The sequence below is a fragment of the Streptococcus parasanguinis genome (assembly GCF_001073155.1).
In the GTDB taxonomy this organism is placed as follows: domain Bacteria; phylum Bacillota; class Bacilli; order Lactobacillales; family Streptococcaceae; genus Streptococcus; species Streptococcus parasanguinis_D.
Genome location: NZ_JVEE01000038.1, coordinates 23,458 through 44,885, shown reverse-complemented (window position 1 = coordinate 44,885; position 21,428 = coordinate 23,458). Strand labels below are relative to the sequence as shown.

Genomic DNA, 21,428 nt, shown 5'->3' with positions numbered 1-21,428 from the left:
GTGCAATACAGAACTAAATCCTTTGATAAATTAATTGTCTAACTTTTTGGGGTCAATACAAAACCTGCTCTTTTTCTTCTTTAAAACATCTTAAATCGGTATTAAAATAGTGGTAAAATCTGATTATAAAATACATTAGGAGATTGTTTATGAAAAATATAAAACGTATTCTTTTGGCTGTAGTAGCTGTTTTTGCAGCAGTCCTATTGGTGGCATGTGGTGGCAAAAGTGATAACGGGACTTATGTCTACAAACCATCAAAAACTGAACTCAAGAAAATTCTTGAGGAGCAAGGCTTATCAGGTAGTCAATTAGAGTCTATTGGAGACGTTATTAATTTTGAAGTTTCTATTAAGATCAAAGAATCAAAAGGAACCCTCAGCATCGCGGGTGAAGTCGCTGGTCAAAAGAATGAGCGATCTTATGATGTCAAAATCAATCAAAAAGAGAAAACAATCGAGTCAAAAGATGGTGGTGGAGAAAAGATTACATACAAGGTCGATGGTGACTATTTGACATTTGATCTTTCTAAGTTAAGTAATAGCAACCAAGGGGATCTTATGATTCTTAAAAATGCTAAATTCAAACGTACAAAATAAAGCGACTGAGAGGCTGGGACAAAAGTCTTAGCCTCTCAATTGTTTTTGGATTGTCGAGCAAGACGCAGTGGTTGAGTGGGCTCTACTACGCTGATTTCATCATCTTTTACAGCCCTACTCAACTTTGCGGAGGTAGGACGACGAAATCGAATTCTAACGAATTACCGATTTCTGTCCCACTCTCTTTGCTTTACTTTTATGACTGGTTTGGTATAATGAATGAGACTACAGATGGGACTGGGGCAGGAATGATTTTCTTTGAAAATGATTTCGTCTCGCTCCCTCTTTTCTGTGTGATCAAGGTTATTATTTATGGAAAAGGAGAATCATCTATGCTTTATATTTGGTCCTACTTGAAAAAGTATCCCAAGTGGCTAGCCCTGAATCTATTTTCGGCGGTCCTGTTTGTTATTGTCAATTTGGGCTTGCCAACGATTCTAGCTCGCATGATTGATGAGGGGATTAACCCACGTGATGTGGATCGGCTTTATTTCTGGGGCTGGGTCATGTTTGCGATTATCTTGCTTGGGATTGTGGGGCGGATTATCTTGTCTTACGCGGTTGGTCAGCTAACGACCACCATGGTCCGAGATATGCGCAATGACCTCTATGCTAAGTTACAGGAGTACTCGCATCACGAGTATGAGCAAATCGGGGTATCGTCATTGGTCACTCGCTTGACTTCTGATGCCTTTGTTTTGATGCAGTTTGCGGATTCTATGTTGAAGATGGGGGTCATCACACCCTTGATGATGGTTTCCAGTGTTCTCTTGATTCTGACGACCAGTCCTTCTTTAGCGTGGATTGTAGCGGTATCAGTACCATTTCTTGCTGTCGTCGTTTGGTATGTAGCAGTTAAGACACGTCCACTTTCCGAGAAGCAACAAAAGACACTCGACCATCTTAATCAATTTGCACGTGAAAATTTGACTGGACTTCGTGTGATTCGTGCCTTTGCCCGCGAAGAATTCCAAGAGGATAAATTTGCGGCTGAAAATGAAGTCTACGCAGAAAACTCGAATAAATTGTTCAAACTAACTGGTTTGACAGAACCCCTATTTGTGCAGATCATCATTGCTATGATTGTGGCGATTGTCTGGTTTGCTTTGGATCCTCTTCATGACGGTAGTTTGAAAATTGGGGATCTGGTTGCCTTTATTGAATATAGCTTCCACGCTCTCTTATCTTTCCTCTTTTTAGCCAATCTCTTTACCATGTATCCTCGGACTGCGGTTTCTAGTCGTCGGCTCAAGAAAATCATGGACATGCACATTTCGATCGATCCAAATGAGAATGGTGTAACAGAAACAGCATCTCGTGGCTATTTGGAATTTGACAATGTCACCTTTGCTTATCCAGGTGAGACAGAGAGTCCGGTTCTCCACAACATTTCCTTTCAGGCCAAACCTGGAGAAACGATTGCCTTTATCGGCTCGACCGGTTCTGGGAAATCTTCACTTGTGCAGTTGATTCCTCGATTCTATGATGTCACCCTAGGGAAGATTTTGGTGGATGGTGTGGATGTCCGTGACTACAATCTGAAAGCCCTTCGCCAAAAGATTGGTTTTATTCCGCAAAAGGCATTGCTTTTTACAGGAACCATTGCTGAGAACCTTCGTTATGGAAAAGAAGATGCCTCTGTACAAGAGCTAGAACAAGCGGCTGAAATTTCCCAAGCCAAGGAATTTATCGACAGCCGTGAGGAACGCTTTGATACGCATTTGGCAGAAGGTGGTAGCAACCTTTCAGGTGGTCAAAAACAACGCTTGTCCATCGCTCGTGCCGTTGTCAAAGATCCAGATGTCTTTATTTTTGATGATTCCTTCTCTGCCTTAGACTACAAGACGGATGCCACTTTGCGGAAGCGTCTCAAAGAAGTTACAGGAGATGCGACCGTCTTGATCGTAGCGCAACGCGTGGGAACCATTATGGATGCGGATCAAATTATTGTCTTGGACCAAGGGGAAATCGTCGGTCGAGGAACCCACGATGAATTGATGGAAAGCAATGAGATCTATCGTGAAATTGCTAATTCGCAGCTCGATAGTCCATCATTAACAGAGGAATAGAAAGGAGAAGCAGATGAAACAAGAACAAAACAGTTTTTCTAGACTATGGACTTACTTGAGAGCCTATCGCTTGGAAGTTTGCTTGTCCATTTTCTTGAAAATCCTGAGTGTCATCATGAGTGTTGTCGAACCCTTTGTTTTGGGGCTTGCGATTACTGAGTTGACAAAAAATCTCATGGATATGGCAAAAGGCCTTGCAGGGGCTGGTCTTAACACCTCCTATATCGCGATCATTATGACGCTCTATCTATTCCGTGGGGTTCTCTATGAGTTGGGATCTTATTATTCCAACTATTTCATGACCAATGCTGTTCAAAAGACCGTTCAGGACATGAGAAATGATTTGTCTCATAAAATCAATCACATTCCGGTTTCCTATTTTGACCGGCATCAGTTTGGTGATTTGTTAGGACGTTTTACTAGCGATGTCGAAACAGTCTCGAATGCCTTGCAACAGTCCTTCTTACAAATCGTTAATGCCATCTTTACCTTGCTTTTTGTCATCAGCATGGTCTTATACTTAAATATCCAGCTGGGTCTAGTGGTCATCCTGTCCATTCCAATCACTTATTTCAGTGCTCGATTTATCATGAAAAAATCTCAGCCTTACTTTAAAGAGCAGGCAGATGTTTTGGGGGCAATGAACGGCTTTGTGCAAGAAAATTTAACAGGCTTTAATGTCCTTAAGCTCTACGTTCGGGAAAAATCTTCCCAGGAAGAGTTTCATGATATTACCCATCACCTTCAAAAAGTAGGGTTCAAGGCTAATTTCATTTCTGGCTTAATGATGCCGATTTTAAATGGAATTTCTGATTTGACTTACCTTATTATCGCTTTGATGGGTGGTTTGCAAGTGTTAGCAGGTCGTTTGACTGTCGGGAATATGCAGGCCTTCGTTCAATATGTTTGGCAGATCAACCAACCGATTCAAAACTTGACCCAATTGGCAGGACAGCTACAAAGTGCCAAATCGTCTCTAGACCGGATTTTCCAAGTCATGGATGAACCAGATGAAGTAGCAGATGTGACAGAAACCCTCTCTGGAGATTTGACAGGTCAGGTTAGCTTTAAAAACGTAGATTTCCAATATGTAGCAGACAAACCATTGATTCGTGATTTCAACCTAGAAGTCAAACCAGGTGAAATGGTGGCCATTGTCGGACCGACTGGAGCAGGAAAAACAACCCTGATTAATTTGCTCATGCGCTTTTACGATGTGACTGCAGGATCGATTACAGTCGATGGTCATGATATTCGTCATCTATCTCGCCAAGATTACCGCAAACAATTCGGAATGGTGCTTCAGGATGCTTGGTTATATGAAGGAACCATCAAAGAAAACCTTCGCTTTGGTAATCTCGAAGCAACGGATGAAGAAATTGTTGAAGCTGCAAAGGCAGCCAATGTCGATCACTTTATCAGGACGCTTCCTGGTGGTTACAATATGGAAATGAACCAGGAGTCTAGCAATATTTCTCTAGGGCAAAAGCAACTCCTAACCATTGCGCGTGCGCTCCTGGCTAATCCTAAAATCTTGATTTTGGATGAAGCGACGTCTTCTGTCGATACGCGTTTAGAGCTCTTGATTCAAAAAGCTATGAAGAATTTGATGAAAGGGCGGACTAGCTTTGTCATTGCTCACCGCCTGTCTACCATTCAAGAAGCAGATAAAATCCTTGTCCTCAAAGATGGGCAAATCATCGAGCAAGGAAATCACCAATCCTTGTTAGCAGATAAAGGATTCTACTATGAGCTCTACAATAGCCAATTTTCAAATAAAAAAGCGGAATAAGCTCGTGTTATCAAAAGAGGTTTGAGAAAGCATTCTCAGCCTCTTTTTCTTACTCACTTTTATTACTACATAAAAAGGTTAACATTTCTGCAACAAATTGATACAGAATTTTCACACAATTCACCTTGTTTGTCATGATAATTTTTATTAGGATAGAATCGTTGTAAAAAATAAAAGGAGAAATGTGTGATGAGTCATTTAAACAAAGATATCATTTTTGGCATTCGCAAGTCTAAGCTTGGAGTCTTTTCTGTCGTGATTGCGATCATGGGGGCTTGTTTTTTGACTGGAAAATCTGTGGCAGCTGATCAAGCTGGAGAGCAGGCACAAGTCCAAACACAAGGGCAAGAAGCGACAACCTCTGATCCCGCAAGCTCCCAAGTAGATACCAGCCAATATGGAGCATCTATGCCTTACACCCGTTATGAGGCAGACAAAGGGAACCTCCTTGGAAAGGCAGAGGTAGAGCAGTCTCAAGACACTCACTCAACAGCTATTGAAGCTTCTGAACAGACCTATGTCGCTTTAAAAGAAAAGGGAGATGGTGTCTCCTTTAAGGTCAATGAACCAGCCAATGCCTTAACCGTACGCTACACAGTACCAGATGGAGCCAGTGGACAACTCGATGTTCAGGTGAATGGTCACAGTGTTCAACAATTGGATCTTTCATCTACGTCAAACTGGCAGTACTTGAATGACAAAGGTGTACACGATAGTGCACAGGCTGATACACGCGCTCGGTTCCAATTTGATGAAGTACACAGTCTCCTTCCAGGACTTCAGCTTCAAAAAGGAGATGTGGTTTCACTCGTAAAAAACAAAGCAGACGACGTCCATTACGGTCTTGACTTTGTGGAATTTGAGCAGGCTCCAGATCCGATTGCTCAGGGAGATAATGCCGTCAATATCATTTCTAAAGGGGCAACGCCAAACGATGATACTGATGACAGCCAGGCCCTCTATGATGCGATTTATGAAGCTAAACAAACCGGAAAGAATGTCTATATCCCAGCCGGGCGATTTAATCTCAATCGAAAAGTCGGTATCGATGCTTCTGATATGAAGATTTCAGGAGCTGGTATCTGGCATACCCAACTGCATTTCACTAGCGACCAAGCTGGGGGCGGTGGTTTTGACTTCCTTCACCAAGACAACCATGTTGAATTTAGCGATGTCTATCTGTCCTCCAACCTTCGTTCACGCTATGGTGAAAAAGCTCAGTACAAGGCCATTTCTGGAACGCCAGGGAAGAACTCTCACATTCACGATATTTGGGCCGAGCATTTTGAAGTTGGCATGTGGATTGGCGATTATGCTGGCAAAAACGATATGAAGTACACAGATGGTCTAGTAGTAGAAAATGTTCGTTTGCGAAACAACCTGGCTGACGGAGTCAACTTTGCCCAAGGGACTAAGAATTCGATTGTCCGCAATTCTAGTATTCGTGGAAATGGAGATGATGGACTAGCCAGCTGGTCAAGTATTGCGGATGGGACAGAATCGGCAGTAGCAGAAAATAATAAATTCTTGTACAATACAATTGAACTCGGTTGGCGCGCTGGGGGTGTTGGAATCTTTGGTGGAAAAGGTCATGAAATTGCCTACAATCGGATTAAAGACAATATCGGGGATTCCGGAATTCGCTTGACAACTGTCTTTAAGGGCCATAACTTTGATTTGAATGAAGAAGGAATTCGGGTTCACCACAATCTCTTGGAGCGTACAGGAACGAAGAGTGATATCTACAACAAGCATCGTGGATCAATTGATGTTGAAACGCGCTATGGAGATATTAAAAATGTCACCATTGAGGACAATGTATTTATAGCGCCATTTGATACAGGTGTGACCGATCACCTCAATCCAAATGGAGGTATCCTAAACCGTGTAGAAGTTAGAAACAATCAGACAATAGCGCAACTCACTCAAGCGACTGAAGGAGGAGTGTCTGCCTCCGCTTCAAAACCAGTTGGACAAGTCTTGAAAGTGAAAGAAAAACCACTTCAAGTAGGTGCAGTGAAAGCTTCCCTTCAACCTTCGAAAGTTCAACTGTCTAAAAAACAAACCGGTCTGAATCTTAAACAAGCAAAGACAGTCACCAAAACAGTCAAACCTAACTATGTCTTGAAAGCAACAAATTCCAAGCAAAAGAGCTTTTTGAAAGCTCCGAGTGCTTTATTCCTTTACCGGATGACGGGGTTACGTCAAACGGTTTAAGAAGGATGGAAATCCTGGATATAATTCCAGGATTTTTTGCTTGCTGCTAGTCCTTCATTGACAGTGAGAAGGCATATCGGTATACTAGGTATAATCTAATTAGGAGGCCACCATGATGATTCGATCCGTTCAGCTTAGCGATGCAGCAGCTATCCGAGCGATTTACCAACCTTATGTGACAGAGACAGCCATTACCTTTGAGGTCGATGTTCCGACTGTCCAGGAATTTGAAAGACGCATCACAAAAACGCTGACTCAATTTCCTTATTTGGTCGCAGAAGTTGATGGGAAAGTGGTGGGGTATGCCTATGCCTCGACCTATTATGCACGCGCTGCCTATGATTGGACCACTGAATTGTCTATTTATGTAGCAAAAGAAGCTCGTGGACAAGGGATTGGATCGGCTCTTTATACTGCCCTAGAAGAGGAGTTGCAAGCACGAGGCTACTTACGCTTTCTGGCCTGTATCGCAGTTCCGAACGAGGCCAGCATTTCCATGCATGAAAAGCGGGGCTATGTTCAAGTCGCTCATTTCCCAAAGATTGGCTATAAGTTTAACAAATGGCATGATATCGTCTGGATGCAAAAGACGATCGAAGGGCCAGTAACACTCTTGAAATGTGAGGAAGAAGATGAAGATTGAAGACTTGATTCCCATTTTAGAAGCAGCAACAGTTCCTGAAAAGGTCCCTGATATGGAAGCTTATATGAAGGGGCATTTCAAATTTCTTGGTATTCAAAAGCCTACCTTACGTAGGATTGAGAAAGGATTTTTTAAAGGCCACATAGGAAAAACAGTCGATTGGCACTTTGTTGAAGCCTGTTGGACACAACCCTATCGGGAGTTTCAGTATGTAGCCATGGATTATTTAGATCGAGTGAAAAAGAACTTGAAGCCCGAAGATTTTCCAAAGCTAAAGAAATTGGCTCAAACCAAATCATGGTGGGATAGTATTGATCAGTTGGACCGCATTATCGGAGAGATTACTTTCACCTATCCAGAAACCAAGCAGATTATGCTGGATTGGAGTAAGGATCGGGACTTTTGGTTGAGGCGGATTGCCATTGATCACCAGCTTATGAGGAAAGAAAAAACAGATACGGATTTGTTAGAAAAAGTGATCCTCAATAATCTAGGTCAAAGCGAGTTCTTTATAAATAAGGCAATCGGCTGGAGTTTACGCAATTATTCCAAGGTTAATCCAGATTGGGTAGAGGCCTTTATCGACCGCTATCGAGAACAGTTATCTCCTTTAAGCATTCGAGAAGGAAGCAAGTACCTACCTTCTTGACAGTTTGTGGATGTTCATGGTAAACTAGATTTATGCGATGAGTCGATTGGCTCTTAGGAGCCTTTTGCGCTGAGGAGGTCTACATTCAATTGTAACGCAGGAGCGGACCTTGAACAGTTGTGTGAACCGGCTGTTCTCACCGAAAGGTGCCTCGAATCCTGATCTTCGGATCAGGATTTTTTGTGCCTTCAGGACTTTTCATTTATGTCAAAAAATTGTATAATAGTACAAATACTCAATTTTTAGAAAATTTTGAAAGAGGATTTACTATGGGATACACAGTTGCTGTTGTCGGTGCTACAGGTGCCGTTGGTGCTCAAATGATCAAAATGTTGGAAGAATCTACTCTTCCAATCGATAAAATTCGCTACCTTGCGTCAGCACGTTCTGCAGGAAAAGTCTTGCAATTTAAAGGGCAAGACGTGACCATTGAGGAAACGACTGAAGATGCTTTCGAAGGGGTTGATATTGCTCTCTTCTCAGCTGGTGGTTCAACATCTGCCAAATATGCACCTTATGCGGTGAAAGCAGGCGCAGTAGTGGTTGATAACACTTCTTATTTCCGTCAAAATCCGGATGTCCCATTGGTTGTTCCTGAAGTGAATGCACATGCGCTTGATGCTCACAACGGAATCATCTCTTGTCCAAACTGTTCAACCATTCAAATGATGGTAGCGCTTGAGCCCGTTCGTCAAAAATGGGGCTTGGACCGTATCATCGTGTCTACTTACCAAGCTGTTTCAGGTGCTGGTATGGGAGCTATTCTTGAAACCCAACGTGAGTTGAAAGAAGTCTTGAATGACGGCGTTAACCCACGCGATGTCAAAGCTGAAATCTTGCCATGTGGTGGTGATAAGAAACACTACCCAATTGCCTTTAACGCTCTTCCACAAATCGATGTCTTCACAGAAAACGACTATACTTACGAAGAAATGAAGATGACAAACGAAACCAAGAAAATCATGGAAGATGATAGCATTGCCGTTTCAGCAACATGTGTGCGGATTCCAGTCTTGTCAGCTCACTCAGAGTCAGTCTACATTGAAACAAAAGAAGTGGCACCAATTGACGAAGTGAAAGCTGCTATTGCAGAATTCCCAGGTGCAGTCCTTGAAGACGATGTTGCTCACCAAATCTACCCACAAGCCGTTAATGCGGTCGGTTCACGCGATACTTTCGTTGGACGGATTCGTAAAGACTTGGATGCTGAAAAAGGAATCCACATGTGGGTGGTTTCAGATAACCTCCTTAAAGGAGCTGCTTGGAACTCAGTCCAAATCGCAGAAACTCTTCACGAACGTGGACTCGTACGTCCAACAGCTGAATTGAAATTTGAGTTGAAATAGGGAGAAAAACAGAAATCAGTAACTCGAAGAGTTTGATTTCGTAGTTTTTCCCCCGCACAGTTGATTAGGAAGTACGAATGTTGCAAACATGAGTAGTTCCAATCAACCACTGCGTCACGAAACAGAAATCAGTAACTCGAAGAGTTTGATTTCTTCCTCAGCTTTCTAACGAATCAACTTGTTTTATGAACAGATCATGAGGCAAAGGCAAGCAAGCCCCAGCCTCTTTCTTATATAGAGAAAGGTTTTTCTATGTCTTATCAAGATTTAAAAGATTGTAAAATCATCACTGCATTTATTACCCCCTTCCATGAAGATGGAACCATTAATTTTGATGCTCTTCCTGCCTTGATCGAGCACCTCTTGGCACATCATACAGATGGGATTCTCTTAGCTGGAACGACTGCAGAAAGTCCAACTCTGACCCACGATGAGGAATTGCAACTCTTTGCGGCCGTTCAAAAGATTGTCAATGGTCGAGTTCCTTTGATCGCTGGTGTCGGAACCAATGAAACACGCGACTCGATTGAGTTCGTTAAAGAAGTGGATGCTTTTGGTGGCTTTGCAGCAGGATTGGCTATCGTCCCTTACTACAACAAACCATCCCAAGAAGGAATGTATCAACACTTTAAAGCGATTGCGGATGCATCTAATCTTCCGATTATTATCTACAATATTCCTGGACGCGTGGTAGTAGAAATGACACCTGAAACCATGCTTCGTTTGGCAGAACACCCAAATATCATTGGGGTCAAAGAGTGTACAACTCTTGCTAATATGGCCTATTTGATTGAACACAAGCCAGAAGAATTTCTCGTCTATACAGGGGAAGATGGAGATGCTTTCCATGCGATGAATCTTGGTGCAGATGGAGTGATCTCAGTGGCTTCTCATACAAATGGAGATGAAATGCATGAGATGTTCCAAGCTATTGAACACAACGATATTAAAAAGGCTGCGGCTATCCAACGTCAATTTATCCCTAAAGTCAATGCTCTCTTCTCTTATCCGAGTCCAGCTCCTGTCAAAGCTGTCTTAAACTATATGGGCTTTGAAGCAGGACCAACTCGTTTGCCATTGGTGCCAGCACCTGCAGAAGAAGCGAAGCGCATTATCAAGGTTGTAGTGGATGGGGATTACCACGCGACCAAAGAAATCATTACGGGAGTTTTAAGACCAGATTACTAATATTTTATTGTAGAAAATGTGTTTGAATAAAAATAACTTAACTTCCCAATCAATGAATCTATTTTTTGAAAGACCTTTGATTCTTTGTAAAAAAATTATATAATAAAGTAGTAGGTCTTCATTTCTTTATAAAGGAAATGGAGTATTCATGAAAATTTAAAATAAAGGAGACTCCGATGGAAGTCATTAAACGTAGTGGAGAAGTGGTTGAATTCAACCCAGATAAAATTTACCAAGCTATTTTGAAAGCTGCGCAAGTTGTCTATGTTTTGACAGATGATTTGCGACAAAACCTAGCTCAAGTAACGAAGAAAGTTGCCATGGATTTGGATGAAGCCCAAGTAGAACGTGCAACCATCAGTATGATCCAATCATTAGTGGAACAACGCTTGCTGGGAGCAGGTTATATTACCATTGCAGAACACTACATTTCTTATCGCTTGCAACGTGATTTAGAGCGTAGTGGCTACGGAGACCACATCGCCGTCCATTTGCATTTTGAACAAATTCGCTAGAATATAAAATAGAAGTTACTTCGGTGGCTTCTTTTTAGTATTTTTATTAATCACTGAGAATTCAAGAAAACATGGTATAATAGAAGAGATTGAACTGGAAAGGAAGTGAGATTATGGCAACTATTCAATGGTTTCCTGGACACATGTCCAAAGCTAGAAGACAAGTACAAGAAAATTTAAAATTTGTGGATTTTGTGACGGTTTTGGTAGATGCTCGTTTGCCACTATCAAGCCAAAATCCTATGTTAACAAAAATTGTTGGTGATAAGCCTAAATTAATGATTTTAAACAAGGTAGACTTGGCCGATCCTGTGGCGACAAAAGAATGGCAGGACTATTTCGAATCACAAGGGATCAAAACCCTAGCCATTAACTCCAAAGAGCAATCTACGGTTAAGAAGGTCACAGATGCTGCTAAGAGTTTGATGGCCGATAAAATTGCCCGTCAAAAGGAACGAGGGATTCAGATTGAAACCCTTCGGACCATGATCATCGGGATTCCTAATGCTGGGAAATCAACTCTGATGAACCGCTTAGCGGGGAAAAAGATTGCTGTTGTTGGGAATAAACCAGGCGTGACTAAGGGGCAACAATGGTTGAAAACGAATAAGGATCTTGAAATCTTGGATACTCCAGGGATTCTCTGGCCCAAGTTTGAAGATGAAGAAGTGGCCTTAAAACTCGCCTTAACAGGCGCCATCAAGGACCAGTTGCTTCCAATGGATGAAGTGACCATCTTTGGCCTTAACTATTTTAAAGAGCACTACCCAGCAGTTTTGCAGGAACGTTTTAAACAAATGGATCTGGAACAAGAAGCTCCTGAAATCATTATGGAGATGACCCAGAAATTAGGATTTCGTGAAGATTACGACCGTTTTTACCAACTCTTTGTCAAAGATGTTCGCGATGGAAAATTGGGACGGTATACGCTGGATCGAGTAGGGGAAATTGATGGCAACCATTAAGGGAATTAAAGAACGATTAGCAAGCATTCAGCGGTTAGACGATCCTTTATTGACTGAATTGGAACAGGATAGCCGATCTGGTGTGATCCAAGCGATCGCAAAGCGAAAAAAAGAAATCCAAAAACGTTTAGATGAAGATGAGCGCTTAGAAGGAATGCTGGCCTATGAAAAAGAATGCTATGCGCGTGAGATTGAGCTCATTGCAGGAGTAGACGAAGTGGGACGTGGCCCATTAGCGGGACCAGTTGTTGCAGCTGCCGTGATCTTGCCGAAAGGTTGCAAGATTTCTGGCCTCAACGATAGTAAAAAGATTCCGAAATCCAAACATAAGGAAATCTATGAAGCTGTGCTCCAAAACGCCGTTGCGATCGGAATCGGCATCAAGGATAATCAAGTGATAGACCAGGTTAATATCTATGAAGCTACGAAGCTAGCCATGATGGAAGCCATTGGTCAGCTAGAGCCTCAACCCCAGCATCTTTTGATTGATGCTATGAAGTTAGATTTTCCTATTCCCCAAACTAGTATCATCAAAGGAGATGCTAATTCCTTATCCATTGCTGCAGCATCCATCGTAGCCAAGGTGACTCGGGATCAGATGATGGAAGAGTTTGATCTAGAATATCCGGGGTATGATTTTGCGCAGAACGCTGGCTATGGGACGGCTAATCACCTTGCTGGTCTGCACAAGCTGGGAGTGACTCCTATCCACCGGCGTTCATTTGAACCTGTCAAATCAATGTGTGAGGATTAGGCTATGCTATTTACCATCGATATTGGGGGAACCTTTATTAAGTACGGTCTGATGGATCTGAACTATCACTTGGTTCATACAGACAAGATCCCGACGCCACCTACGATTGAGGAGTTTTGGCAAGGATTAGAAGAAATCGTTACACCTGTTCGGGAACAAATAGACGGAATCGCCATTTCTTGTCCTGGTGAGATCCAAAAGACACTTGGCTTTGTCTTTCGAGGCGGTCTCATCCCTTATTTGCGCAACATTCCTCTGGCTAGTAGATTGCAACAAATATTTCAAGTACCAGTCACTGTTCTCAATGATGGAGTAGCCGCAGGTCTAGCAGAAGCAAGGCTTGGCAATCTAAAAGATTGTCCGTGCGGGGCGACCTTGGTCTTAGGGACAGGAGTTGGCCTTGCTCTTATTTCTAACGGTGATTTATTGAGTGGATGGCAACTGACAGAATACATTCGGTCTATTAATAAGACAGAAAGAACGCCCGAAAATCGTCGTTTTCATCGAGAACTCTTTTTGCAAGGCATTTCCAATCTTTTGGAAAACACCGGTTCAGCTGTTCAATTTGTTGAGAAGGCTAGTCACATCTTGAACCTAGAAAAGGCAGATGGTATAGCTGTATTCAAGGCTCTTGACCAAGGGGGTAACGAGGAACTGACAACCTTGTTTCAGGAGTATTGTCATGATATTGCTATTCTGATTTTTAATCTTCAATCTTTGTTGCGACTTGAGAAGGTGACCATTGGAGGGGGCGTTAGTAGCCAACCGCTACTGATCTATGAAATCAATCACCAATACAATGACCTGCTCTCTCAAAGAGGGCACGAACAATTTGAGGCTTTGCCCATTCAAGCGGCTCGCTTTCATAATGAGAGCAACCTAATTGGCGCTGCAGCCTACTTTTATTCATCACCAAATCAAAAAAAGTTCTAGAAATAGAGCTTTTTTCTTTTCTTTTTCGAATAAATAAGTGAGAGGAAGTAGAAGGTGACCATGGAGAAATTTGAAATCTTTAAATTAAAAGCAGCCGGTTTATCAAATGAGCAAGTCTTGAGAGTCTTAGATTACTGTAAGAAAGATCAAATCTTGCCAAGCTTAGAAGAGATAGCAAGGATAGCTGGCTGTCGCAGTATAATTCATTTTGTAGACAAATACCGGCAACTAGATGACGACCAATTACACAAAGACTTTGAACGATTCCCATCTTTATCCATTTTTGATCCTGAATACCCTGAGGAATTGCTACAGATCTACAATCCTCCTGCACTCCTTTTTTACCAAGGAGATTTGGAGCTGTTAACCAAACCGAAGATTGCAGTCGTAGGAGCTCGAGAGACAACGCGAGAGGGGGTACGATCTGTAGAGAAAATTATTAAGGAACTTGGGAATGAACTGGTCATCGTCAGTGGACTTGCAAAAGGGATTGATGCGACTGCACATTATGCCAGTATCCGAAATGGTGGTAAGACCATCGGAGTGATAGGAACGGGGCTGGATGTTTTTTATCCCAAGAGTAACCAAAGACTACAGATGCACATGGGCGAGTATCATCTTGTCTTGAGCGAGTATGGACCAGGACAGGCTCCTTTGAAGTTTCATTTTCCTGAGAGAAATCGCATCATTGCAGGAATCTGTCAGGCTGTGATTGTGGCAGAGGCACGACTTCGTTCAGGAAGTTTAATTACTTGTGAGCGTGCCATGGAGGAAGGACGAGATGTTTTTGCTATTCCAGGAGATATTTTAGATGGAAAATCTGCAGGCTGCCATCACTTGATTCAAGAAGGTGCAAAGCTTGTCACATCAGGCCAGGACATTCTTGATGAATTTAAATACGAATTGTGATTTTCCTATAGGAGAAGTTCCTAGTTGACATCTTTCTTAAAATGTATTAAACTCAATGAGATTTATACAATACAGAGGGATAAAACGTGGTAACAAAAAAGAAAAGCAGTACAACCAAGAAAAATTTGGTGATTGTGGAGTCTCCTGCCAAGGCGAAAACAATCGAAAAATACCTTGGTCGTAACTACAAAGTCATGGCTAGTGTTGGCCATATTCGGGACCTGAAAAAATCAACCATGTCGATTGACTTCGACAATAACTATGAACCGGAGTATATCAATATTCGCGGAAAAGGTCCCTTGATCAATGATTTGAAAAAAGAAGCTAAAAAAGCCAAACAAGTCTTTCTCGCAAGTGACCCGGACCGAGAAGGAGAAGCTATTTCTTGGCATTTGGCTCATATTTTGAACTTGGATGCCAAAGAAAAGAACCGTGTGGTCTTTAACGAAATCACTAAGGATGCGGTCAAAAATGCCTTTAAAGAACCGCGTCAAATCGATACGGACTTGGTCGATGCCCAACAAGCACGTCGGGTCTTGGACCGGATTGTAGGGTATTCGATCTCCCCAATTCTTTGGAAAAAGGTCAAAAAAGGACTTTCTGCAGGGCGCGTGCAATCTGTTGCCCTCAAATTAATCATTGATCGCGAAAATGAAATCAATGATTTCAAGCCGGAAGAATACTGGACCATTGATGGTGTCTTCAAAAAAGGGACCAAACAATTCCAAGCTAGCTTCTATGGGATTGATGGCAAGAAGATGAAGCTCAACACCAATGAAGAGGTGAAAGCAGTTCTTGAACGCTTAGATGGCAAAGATTTTACCGTTGAAAAAGTTGAAAAGAAAGAACGTCGTCGGAATGCACCACTTCCTTACACCACCTCTTCTATGCAGATGGATGCAGCTAATAAGATCAACTTTCGTACACGCAAGACCATGATGGTCGCTCAGCAATTGTACGAAGGAATCAATATTGGCTCTGGTGTTCAAGGTTTGATTACCTATATGCGTACCGACTCCACACGGATCAGTCCGGTTGCACAAAATGAGGCAGCTAACTTTATCGTGGATCGCTTCGGTGAGAAATATTCTAAGCATGGAAGCCGTGTGAAGAATGCTTCTGGTGCCCAAGATGCCCATGAAGCGATTCGTCCGTCTAGCGTTTTCAATACTCCTGAGAGCATTGCTAAATACTTGGACAAAGACCAATTGAAACTCTACACCCTGATTTGGAACCGTTTTGTCGCTAGCCAGATGACGGCAGCTGTCTTTGATACTATGAATGTCCGTTTAGGTCAAAATGGGGTTCAGTATACGGCAAATGGGAGCCAGGTGAAGTTTGATGGTTATTTGGCGATTTATAATGATTCAGATAAGAACAAGATGTTGCCGGATATGGTAGAAGGTGATATCGTCAAGCAGGTCAATAGCAAGCCTGAGCAACACTTTACCCAACCACCGGCTCGTTATTCTGAAGCGACCTTGATTAAGACGCTGGAGGAAAATGGAGTAGGTCGTCCTTCAACCTATGCTCCGACGATTGAGACCATTCAAAAACGCTATTATGTGAAGCTGGTAGCCAAACGCTTTGAACCAACGGAATTAGGGGAGATCGTTAATAAACTGATTGTTGAATTTTTCCCAGATATCGTTAATGTGACCTTCACAGCGGAGATGGAAGGGAAACTCGATGATGTCGAACTCGGAAAAGAAGAGTGGCAAAAAGTCATTGATGCCTTCTACAAACCATTCTCTAAAGAAGTCGCCAAGGCTGAAGAAGAGATGGAAAAAATCCAAATCAAAGACGAACCAGCTGGTTTTGATTGTGAAGTCTGTGGCAGCCCGATGGTGATTAAATTAGGACGTTTTGGTAAGTTCTATGCTTGTAGTAATTTCCCAGATTGTCGTCATACTCAAGCCATTGTCAAAGAAATCGGGGTGGAGTGTCCAAACTGTCACCAGGGACAAATCATTGAGCGTAAAACCAAACGAAATCGTATTTTCTATGGCTGTAATCGCTACCCAGACTGTGAATTTACTTCTTGGGACAAGCCAATTGGCCGTGACTGTCCAAAATGTGGTCATTACTTAGTTGAGAAGAAAGTCCGTGGCGGTGGCAAACAAGTCGTATGTAGCAATGGGGACTACGAAGAAGAAAAAGTGAAATAATCTTTTAAATGATTAGATGTCTATTATAACGACAATTTTTTAAAATGTCTGTTATAATAGACATTTTTGCTTTTTTTCGTTATAATAGACATAAGGAGGTGGGCTTATGTATCTTGCTTTGATTGCAGATGTCATTGATTCCAAAATGGTTCAAGAACGTCTTGACCTGCAAAAACAGGTAGGAAAAACGCTTCAAAAGATGAACGAATTATTTGGAGATTACCTGGCATCCCGTTTTACTTTGACCTTGGGGGATGAGTTTCAGGCACTTTTAAAAGTGGATGCTCCTATTTTTCAAATCATTGATACCCTGCGTTCAGAACTGACCCCTACTCAACTTCGTTTTGGGATTGGCCTCGGGGAGATTGTAACAGCTATTGATCCCTTGCAAAGTGTTGGAGCAGATGGTCCAGCTTATTGGAATGCACGCGCAGCCATCAATTTTGTTCATCAGAAAAATGACTATGGCAGTACACAGATTTATTTTTCAAGCGGGAAGGAAAACCAAGACTTTTTTGTGAACGCCCTCATCGCTTCTGGAGAAGCCATTCGTTCAGGTTGGCGGGATAGTCAGGAAGAGATCTTGCTCAATCTTCTAAAGAGATCCGTATATAGCGAGTCCTTTAGTCAGCAGGATTTGGCTCAATCACTAGCTATCAACCCAAGTGCCCTCTCTAAACGGTTAAAGAGTAGTAGTATCCGTGTTTATTTACGGGGGAGAGCAGCTGCCCTGGCTAGTATACAAAGCACAGTGAAAGGAGAGAAAGATGAGCGGATTGTCTAGTATCGTAGTGAATCCATACTTGATTCTCTTGTTGATTTGTCATTTACTATCAGATTATTATTTTCAAAGCCAAAAGATGGCGGATCGTAAGGATCAGGAGAAGAAGGTTCTCGGCCTTCATATTCTGTATGTAGCTCTTCCTCTGTTTGTCGTTTCCCTCTGTCATATGGATCTATGGTGGATTTGCTTGGTCATTTTACTAACTCATGCTGGAATAGATTTCTTAAAACCGATCGTGCAGAAGCAATTGAAATTACCAAAAGCATGGACTTTTGCCTTGGATCAAGTCTTGCATATCGCCATCATTAGCTGTCTAGTCCTTTTAGGAGCGAAGAATGGCACGACCTATCTTCTACCCTTTGACACTTTAAATCTGATCTTTTATGTCCTCCTAGTTGGGAAACCAAGCAATATCGCCTTTAAAATTCTGTTTGCCAAGTATCAACCTACCAGCAAGAAGAAAATGGATACGATCACTGGGGCTGGTTCCATGATTGGTTTTTTAGAGCGTTTGGTGATTGGTGCCTGTCTCGTCTATGGGCAATTTGCTTCGATCGGGCTAGTCTTTACGGCCAAATCTATCGCCCGCTACAATAAAATTTCGGAAAATCCAGCCTTTGCGGAGTATTACTTGATTGGATCCTTATTCAGTATCCTCTCTGCCCTCTTAGCAGCTTGGTTGTGTTTATAAGAAAATAAATAGTTAAAGTCTAGACAGGAAGGAAAAGCCTCCCTGTCTTTTTACCTGGCTTTTTGGTATAATAGACCGAGTATCAATTTAGAAAGATTTGTGGGTGTCTAACAGTCCAGAGGCTTGTTTTAATCTGGATTTAGTTTTCACCCAAAGAGGTATTAGTGTCATGTCTCAATCTTATATCAATGTTATCGGTGCGGGCCTTGCTGGCTCGGAAGCGGCTTTCCAGATTGCCCAACAGGGAATCCCGGTGAAGCTTTATGAAATGCGGGGAGTCAAATCCACTCCGCAACACAAAACAGACAATTTTGCTGAGTTAGTCTGTTCCAACTCTCTTCGTGGGGATTCGTTGACCAATGCTGTCGGGCTCCTCAAAGAAGAAATGCGTCGCTTAGGTTCGGTCATTCTTGAAGCAGCAGAAGCGACTCGGGTACCAGCTGGTGGAGCGCTGGCAGTGGACCGAGAAGGCTTTGCTAGTCGGGTGACCGAGAAGGTGTCCCAACACCCACTGATTGAAGTAATTCGCGATGAAATCACTGAATTGCCGACGGATGCTATCACAGTGGTCGCAACAGGACCCCTAACTAGCGATGCTTTAGCTGATAAAATCCACGCGCTCAATGGTGGAGATGGCTTCTATTTCTATGATGCAGCGGCACCAATCATCGATGTTAATACAGTCGATATGAACAAGGTTTATCTCAAGTCTCGCTATGACAAAGGCGAGGCAGCCTATCTCAACTGCCCCATGACCAAACAAGAGTTTATGGATTTCCATGAGGCTTTGGTCAACGCGGAAGAAGCCCCGCTTAACTCTTTTGAAAAAGAAAAGTACTTCGAAGGTTGTATGCCAATTGAAGTCATGGCTAAACGAGGCATTAAAACCATGCTCTATGGTCCTATGAAGCCAGTTGGACTCGAGTATCCGGATGATTACAAAGGACCTCGTGATGGGGAATTTAAGACGCCATACGCAGTCGTTCAGCTTCGCCAAGACAATGCGGCAGCTAGCCTCTACAATATCGTTGGCTTCCAAACTCACCTTAAATGGGGTGAGCAAAAGCGGGTCTTCCAAATGATCCCCGGTTTAGAAAATGCGGAGTTTGTTCGTTACGGCGTCATGCACCGCAACTCTTACATGGACTCGCCAAACCTCCTCGAGCAAACCTACCGTTCTAAGAAACAACCAAACCTCTTCTTTGCAGGTCAAATGACAGGAGTGGAGGGCTATGTTGAATCTGCAGCTTCTGGCTTAGTTGCTGGGATCAATGCAGCTCGCCTCTTTAAAGGAGAAGAAGCAGCTATTTTCCCTGAAACAACTGCTATCGGAAGCTTGGCCCACTATATCACTCATGCCGACAGCAAACATTTCCAACCGATGAATGTTAACTTTGGGATTATCAAGGAGCTAGAAGGTCCACGCATTCGGGATAAAAAGGAACGTTATGAGAAAATTGCCGAACGTTCCTTGCAAGATTTGGCTCAGTTTATGGAAAAATAACCCAAGAAAGGAAAAAGTTTGGAGAAAATCCAGACTTTTTCTTCTAAAAATGGTATAATGAATAAAATTTAGAATATAGAGAGTTTTCTGACAATGAACAAATCCTATTTTTATTTAGATATGAAGACACACGAATTGAAAGTGCCTTATACCGGAAAAATCCGTCGTGTGAGAGTCTTATTACCTAAGAATTATGAAACAGATACTGATCGACGCTATCCTGTTGTCTATTTTCATGATGGCCAGAATGTTCTCTATAGCAAGGAAGCTTTTGCAGGTCATTCCTGGAAGGTGATTCCAGCCATTAAGCGGAATCCTGATATTAGCCGCATGATTGTCGTTGCTATCGATAATGATGGTTTCCAACGCATGAATGAATACTCTGCCTGGAAATACAAGGAATCTAATATTCCCGGAATGCAATTTGGTGGCAAGGGCGTTGAGTACGGAGAGTTCGTTATGGAAGTAGTCAAACCTTTCATTGACCAAGAATACCGAACGCTTGCTGACAGAGAACATACAGCCATGATTGGTTCTTCCTTGGGTGGAAATATTACCCAATTCTTGGGATTAGAGTACCAAGATCAAATCGGTTGTTTAGGGGTCTTTTCATCCGCTAACTGGCTGCACCAAGATGCCTTCAATCATTATATCGAGCGTAAAAAATTATATGCAGATCAACGCATATACATCTATGTGGGGACTGAAGAGGCTGATGATACAGATAAAACCCTGATGGCAGGGAATATCAAGCAAGCCTATATTGACTCATCTCTTCGTTACTATCATGATGTCATTCAACAAGGAGTAGCTTTAGAAAATATCGCCATTCGGATTCAATCTGGGGCTATCCACCATGAAGAAGCCTGGGCAGAGCATTTACCGGAATGTCTTCGTTTTTTAGCAGAGAAGTGGGACTAGAAGCTTTTAAATTTTTATCATAAAGAAAGAGGGAACCTATGAATATTGAACATCTAAGCCACTGGAGTGGCCAACTTAACCGCGAAATGTATCTAAACCGTTATGGACATGCAGGGATTCCTGTAGTGGTCTTCGCTTCATCAGGTGGAAGCCATAACGAATACTATGACTTTGGTATGATTGATGCCTGTGCTCAGTTCATCGAAGAAGGACGGGTTCAATTCTTCACCCTTTCAAGTGTCGATAGTGAAAGCTGGCTTTGTGATTGGAAAAACCCACACGATCGAGCTGAAATGCATCGCGCTTATGAACGATATGTGATTGAAGAAGCCATTCCTTTTATCAAACACAAAACAGGCTGGTTTGACCCAATGATGACAACTGGCTGTTCTATGGGAGCTTACCACGCGCTCAATTTCTTCTTGCAACATCCAGACGTCTTCAACAAAGTGATTGCCTTGAGTGGTGTCTATGACGCTCGTTTCTTTGTTGGTGAGTTTGGAGGCGATGAAGCCATTTACCAAAACTCTCCATCTGATTATATCTGGAACCAAAATGATGGTTGGTTTATCGATCGTTACCGTCAGGCTGAAATCGTTGTTTGTACTGGTTTAGGGGCTTGGGAGCAAGACGGACTTCCATCTTTCTACAAACTAAAAGAAGCCTTTGACCAGAAAAATATTCCTGCTTGGTTTGCTGAATGGGGCCACGACGTAGCCCATGATTGGGAATGGTGGCGCAAGCAAATGCCCTATTTCCTAGGACAAATGTATCTATAAGT

18 protein-coding genes and 2 pseudogenes are annotated in these 21,428 nt (G+C 42.5%); all 20 read left to right on the top strand.

The genetic code is table 11. The features are described from left to right. The first annotated feature begins 149 nt into the window (after positions 1-149). Positions 150-599 (top strand): hypothetical protein, encoded by a 450-nt coding sequence (locus tag ADH92_RS06700; RefSeq protein WP_049497881.1) that lies wholly within the window; start codon positions 150-152, stop codon positions 597-599. Between the two features lie 332 nt (positions 600-931). Next, positions 932-2,668, top strand: a complete 1,737-nt coding sequence (locus tag ADH92_RS06695) for an ABC transporter ATP-binding protein (protein ID WP_049497882.1) — start codon at positions 932-934, stop codon at positions 2,666-2,668. 13 nt (positions 2,669-2,681) lie between these two features. Then, positions 2,682-4,460, top strand: a complete 1,779-nt coding sequence (locus ADH92_RS06690) for an ABC transporter ATP-binding protein (RefSeq protein WP_049497880.1) — start codon at positions 2,682-2,684, stop codon at positions 4,458-4,460. A gap of 189 nt (positions 4,461-4,649) precedes the next feature. Then, positions 4,650-4,730 (top strand): annotated as a pseudogene (locus tag ADH92_RS11560) (YSIRK-type signal peptide-containing protein); the annotation flags it as partial. A gap of 117 nt (positions 4,731-4,847) precedes the next feature. Next, positions 4,848-6,308, top strand: a pseudogene (locus ADH92_RS06685) (glycosyl hydrolase family 28-related protein); the annotation flags it as partial. 481 nt (positions 6,309-6,789) lie between these two features. Beyond that, a complete protein-coding gene (locus ADH92_RS06680; RefSeq protein WP_049497879.1) occupies positions 6,790-7,320 on the top strand; it encodes a GNAT family N-acetyltransferase in 531 nt (176 codons plus the stop codon). Next, entirely contained in the window at positions 7,310-7,969 is a 660-nt protein-coding gene (locus ADH92_RS06675) for a DNA alkylation repair protein (protein WP_049497878.1), read from the top strand. The genes ADH92_RS06680 and ADH92_RS06675 overlap by 11 nt, the downstream gene beginning before the upstream one ends. Before the next feature lie 269 nt (positions 7,970-8,238). Next, positions 8,239-9,315, top strand: a complete 1,077-nt coding sequence (locus tag ADH92_RS06670; RefSeq protein WP_049473189.1) for an aspartate-semialdehyde dehydrogenase — start codon at positions 8,239-8,241, stop codon at positions 9,313-9,315. A 252-nt stretch (positions 9,316-9,567) separates the two neighbouring features. After that, positions 9,568-10,503 (top strand): 4-hydroxy-tetrahydrodipicolinate synthase, encoded by a 936-nt coding sequence (dapA, locus tag ADH92_RS06665; RefSeq protein ID WP_049497877.1) that lies wholly within the window; start codon positions 9,568-9,570, stop codon positions 10,501-10,503. Positions 10,504-10,679: 176 nt separating this feature from the next. Beyond that, positions 10,680-11,018, top strand: coding sequence for an ATP cone domain-containing protein (locus ADH92_RS06660; RefSeq protein ID WP_003001449.1), 339 nt, complete (start codon positions 10,680-10,682; stop codon positions 11,016-11,018). Positions 11,019-11,131: 113 nt separating this feature from the next. After that, on the top strand, positions 11,132-11,983 hold the full coding sequence (ylqF, locus tag ADH92_RS06655) for a ribosome biogenesis GTPase YlqF (RefSeq protein ID WP_049473186.1): 852 nt from the start codon (positions 11,132-11,134) through the stop codon (positions 11,981-11,983). Then, positions 11,970-12,737, top strand: a complete 768-nt coding sequence (locus tag ADH92_RS06650; protein WP_049497876.1) for a ribonuclease HII — start codon at positions 11,970-11,972, stop codon at positions 12,735-12,737. Before ylqF ends, ADH92_RS06650 begins: the two co-directional genes overlap by 14 nt. 3 nt (positions 12,738-12,740) lie before the next feature. Continuing rightward, positions 12,741-13,670, top strand: a complete 930-nt coding sequence (locus ADH92_RS06645) for an ROK family protein (protein WP_049497875.1) — start codon at positions 12,741-12,743, stop codon at positions 13,668-13,670. A 60-nt stretch (positions 13,671-13,730) separates the two neighbouring features. Continuing rightward, complete coding sequence (gene dprA, locus ADH92_RS06640; protein ID WP_049497874.1) at positions 13,731-14,579, top strand: DNA-processing protein DprA; 849 nt, start codon at positions 13,731-13,733, stop codon at positions 14,577-14,579. An 86-nt stretch (positions 14,580-14,665) separates the two neighbouring features. Further along, positions 14,666-16,747: a type I DNA topoisomerase gene (gene topA, locus ADH92_RS06635; RefSeq protein ID WP_049497873.1), complete on the top strand. Its 2,082-nt coding sequence runs from the start codon at positions 14,666-14,668 to the stop codon at positions 16,745-16,747. Positions 16,748-16,853: 106 nt separating this feature from the next. Beyond that, positions 16,854-17,531 (top strand): SatD family protein, encoded by a 678-nt coding sequence (locus ADH92_RS06630; RefSeq protein ID WP_049497872.1) that lies wholly within the window; start codon positions 16,854-16,856, stop codon positions 17,529-17,531. Beyond that, complete coding sequence (locus ADH92_RS06625; RefSeq protein WP_049497871.1) at positions 17,515-18,222, top strand: DUF3307 domain-containing protein; 708 nt, start codon at positions 17,515-17,517, stop codon at positions 18,220-18,222. The genes ADH92_RS06630 and ADH92_RS06625 overlap by 17 nt, the downstream gene beginning before the upstream one ends. Positions 18,223-18,391: 169 nt before the next feature. After that, the gene (trmFO, locus tag ADH92_RS06620) at positions 18,392-19,726 is read left to right on the top strand and encodes a methylenetetrahydrofolate--tRNA-(uracil(54)-C(5))-methyltransferase (FADH(2)-oxidizing) TrmFO (RefSeq protein WP_049497870.1); all 1,335 of its coding nucleotides are present in this window, start codon (positions 18,392-18,394) and stop codon (positions 19,724-19,726) included. 93 nt (positions 19,727-19,819) lie between these two features. Beyond that, entirely contained in the window at positions 19,820-20,647 is an 828-nt protein-coding gene (locus ADH92_RS06615) for an alpha/beta hydrolase (RefSeq protein WP_049497869.1), read from the top strand. Between the two features lie 38 nt (positions 20,648-20,685). Continuing rightward, positions 20,686-21,426 carry an esterase family protein gene (locus ADH92_RS06610; protein ID WP_049497868.1) on the top strand — a complete coding sequence of 247 codons (741 nt, stop codon included), beginning with the start codon at positions 20,686-20,688 and terminating at the stop codon, positions 21,424-21,426. Positions 21,427-21,428: the final 2 nt, after the last annotated feature.